The organism is Streptomyces flavofungini, from assembly GCF_041028215.1.
Classification (GTDB): Bacteria; Actinomycetota; Actinomycetes; order Streptomycetales; family Streptomycetaceae; genus Streptomyces; species Streptomyces flavofungini_B.
In genome coordinates, this window is the sequence record NZ_JASKYR010000971.1 from 1 (window position 1) to 3,102 (window position 3,102).

Annotated in this window: 3 protein-coding genes; all 3 read right to left on the bottom strand. The window is 75.8% G+C overall.

Annotated elements, in window-relative coordinates; all coding sequences use genetic code 11:
• The coding region (locus tag AB8Z36_RS37245) for a DUF4142 domain-containing protein (RefSeq protein ID WP_369217810.1) at nucleotides 1–601 on the bottom strand (601 nt) is incomplete at its 3' end.
• Between the two features lie 98 nt (nucleotides 602–699).
• The gene (locus AB8Z36_RS37250; protein ID WP_369217811.1) at nucleotides 700–1,782 is read right to left on the bottom strand and encodes a TIGR04222 domain-containing membrane protein; all 1,083 of its coding nucleotides are present in this window, start codon (nucleotides 1,780–1,782) and stop codon (nucleotides 700–702) included.
• Complete coding sequence (locus tag AB8Z36_RS37255) at nucleotides 1,779–3,086, bottom strand: DUF692 domain-containing protein (RefSeq protein WP_369217812.1); 1,308 nt, start codon at nucleotides 3,084–3,086, stop codon at nucleotides 1,779–1,781. The genes AB8Z36_RS37250 and AB8Z36_RS37255 overlap by 4 nt, the downstream gene beginning before the upstream one ends.
• Nucleotides 3,087–3,102 lie beyond the last annotated feature (16 nt).

Sequence of the window (3,102 nt, forward strand, 5' to 3'; positions counted from 1 at the left end):
GCGCGAGCCCGTCGAAGTCGACAAGGCCCGTCTTCTCCAGGACGGTGATGTGGTCGAGGACGGTCGTGTTGGCGTCGTCGGCGAGCGCCCTGACCAGCGAGTTGCGGGTGTTGGCGCGCACCTCGGCCACCACCGAGAAGACCTTGCCGTGCGCCCGGCGCAGGATGTTGGCGAACTTCTCGTTGTACGTCTGGCCGCGCGCCGCGCTCAGCTCGGCGAGCCACTGCCGCTGCTGCGGGTTGGGCTGGCTCGGCAGTTCGAGGTTCAGCCGTGCGGCGGCCTCGCGTACGCGCGCGTCCAGGAAGGTGTGCCCCTCGACGAGGTGCTCGCCCGCGGTCCGCACCGCCTTGGTGGTGCCGCGCTCCTGCGCCTGCTGGCCCGCGGGCAGCTCCCACAGGCCCGCGAGGCGCACTTTGGTCACGAAGTCCCGGTCCAGGGCGGAGAGCGGCCCGAAGTCGGTCGACACCGTCTCGGCGTCGAGCCGGTCCAGGCCGGTGCCCGAGCGGTCCGCGTAGGACCAGAGGGGGAAGAGCAGCGCGGCCAGTGTCGCGACGAGCCCCGTGACGACGAGGCCGGTTCCATTGAAGATTCGGGATCGCATGGTGCCTCCTGTTGCGGCACCGCACGCTAGTGCGCCCCGGGTGGCCCGGGGCGCCGTTCCCGCGGGGCGTACGCCAACCTCCGTACGACCGCACCGGGTCACGCGGCGCGGCGTGCGCCGCCCATCAGCCGGAGGAGGCCGCAACTGGACCCACCGCCGCAGGACGACCCGCCCCCGCCGCACGAGGAGCCGCCGCCGCAGGACGAGCCGCCCGAGCACGACGAACCACCGCCCCCGCAGGACGAGCCGCCCGAGCAGCTGCCGCCGCCTGCGGAGCACGTGGAGCCGCCTCCGCCGCTTCCTCCGTCGCCGAAGCCCGGACTCGACCCGCACCAGACCGGCGATCCGGTGTGCGCGGGCGAGAGGTCCGGACGCGGCGACGACCGCGTGCCGGAGCGGCCGGGCACCGGCACCCCCGGCGTCCGGGCCGCCGCGACGAGCTGGGGCCGCAGATCGGGGTGGGCCGCCGGGAGGCCGCGGACGGCCACGAGATGGGCGGCGCCCGTCAGATGGCGGGACGCCTCGGTGTACTCGTGCAGGGCGCGGCGGCCCGCGAGGGTGAGCCGCTTGGCGGCGACGGCGGCACAGATCACGCCGACGCCGATGCCGAGGGCGGCGACGGGGAGCAGGACGTGCAGGATGGTGTCGAGCACCGCGTCCGGCTCCGTGTAGTCGTCGGCGTGCTGAAGCACCGTCAGCATGGTCGCCAGCATGAGCCCGAAGAGGCTGAGGAAGGCCTGGGCCGCCGCCCAGGTCCGCCACTTGCGCTGGGGCCCCGGGCGCACGACGAGGCCCCGCGCCGCGAGCGCGTCCCCCGTCTCCTGCACCGGGCCGCTGCGCATCACGGCGGCCCGCAGCCAGTGCAGCGCACCGCTCGGCGCCGCCGTGTGGGCGTCGATGAGCGCCTGTTCGGCGGCGTTGCGCGCGGTCGGCCGCGGGAGGCCGACGACGCCGGGGCCCGCGACGACCAGGCGGCCGTCCTCGTGCAGCCCCGCGATCACCGCGTCGGCGGCGCGCGCGGGGCCGCCGGAGAGGAACGCGGCCTCCAGGGTGCCGCGCACGAAGATACCGTCGTCGGAGCCGTGCCGTGCGGGGGCGCGGCGGGACGTCACCACGCCCCTGATCAGTTCGGCCGACGAGAGGCCCACGGCGACCGCGTACACCGTGGCCGCGGCGCTCACACGGACCGCCCGAGCAGGACGCGGCGGGTGGCGTCGAGGAGCCGGGCGGCGGGCCGCCGGGAGCGCGGCGCCGGGCCCGAACGCTCCAGCCACCAGTCGCCCAGCAGCCGCCGCGCGTCCGGTGACGCGGGGCGCCCCGCGAGCATCAGATGCTCGGCGAAGGTGAGGGCGTCACGGCGGTAGCCGCCGGTCATGGGCCGCATCTGGGCGTACGCGAGGAACTCGGCGCGGTAGGGGGCGCCGAGGATCTCCGGCAGCTCGGGCGCGACCTTCGCGACGACATCGGCGCGCTTGGCGGCCAGCGCGTGGCTCTGCACCTTCAGGCGCGCGCGGTCGAACCCCTCGGGCGCCGGGGTGCCCGCCACCAGCGCGGAGAGCAGGGCGGCCTGGGCGAGGGCGGTGCGCTGCCGGGCGGCGCCGGAGGCGGGCTCCACCGGGACCGGGGGAGCCGGGGCCACCGGGGGAGTGCCCGTGGGCTCCCCCGAGGTCTTCACCGTGGCCCGGATGGCGTCGAGCTCCCGCTCCAGCTCCCCGGGGCCGGGGAAGTTCTCGTCCCGTTCGAGCAGGACGCCGGGCGGCGCGGTGCGCGCGGCGAGGTCCGCCAGGATCGCGAGGACCGGCTCGGGGACGGGGTGGGCGTGGCTGTCGTGCCAGACCCCGTCCCGCTCGAAGCCGCCCGCGACATGGACGTACGCGATGGCCTCGACGGGCAGTTCGTCCAGGGCGTCGGCCGGGTCCTCGCCGCGGTTGACGTGGTTGGTGTGGAGGTTGGCCACGTCGATGAGGAGCCGTACGCCGGTGCGGTCGGCCAGGTCGTACAGGAACTGCCCCTCCGTCATCTCCTCGCCGGGCCAGGCGATGAGCGCCGCGATGTTCTCCACGGCGAGCGGCACGGGCAGCGCGTCCTGGGCGATGCGGACGTTCTCGCAGAGCACGTCGAGCGCGTCGCGGGTGCGCGGCACCGGCAGCAGGTGTCCGGCCTCCAGCGGCTGGGTGGCGGTGAGGTCGCCCCCGGCCCGTACGAACGCGATGTGCTCGGTGACCAGCGGCGAACCCAGGGCCTCGGCCCGCTCGGCGAGCGCGGTCAGGCGCCCCTCGTCGGGCCGGTCGGCGCCGCCGAGGCCCAGCGAGACGCCGTGCGGCACCACGGTCACACCGCGCTCGCGCAGCCGCAGCAGCGAGTCGGGCAGATGCCCCGGACAGATGTTCTCCGCGACGGCCTCGACCCAGTCGATGCCGGGCATCGCCTCCACGGCGTCCGCGATCTCAGGACGCCAGCCGATACCGGTCCCCAGACGCTCCATGTCTCCCCCTTTGTCC

What these genes read in the sequence shown, in the direction of transcription:
- AB8Z36_RS37255 (WP_369217812.1), bottom strand. Translation starts at nt 3,086, where the DNA reads ATGGAGCGTCTGGGGACCGGTATCGGCTGGCGTCCTGAGATCGCGGAC.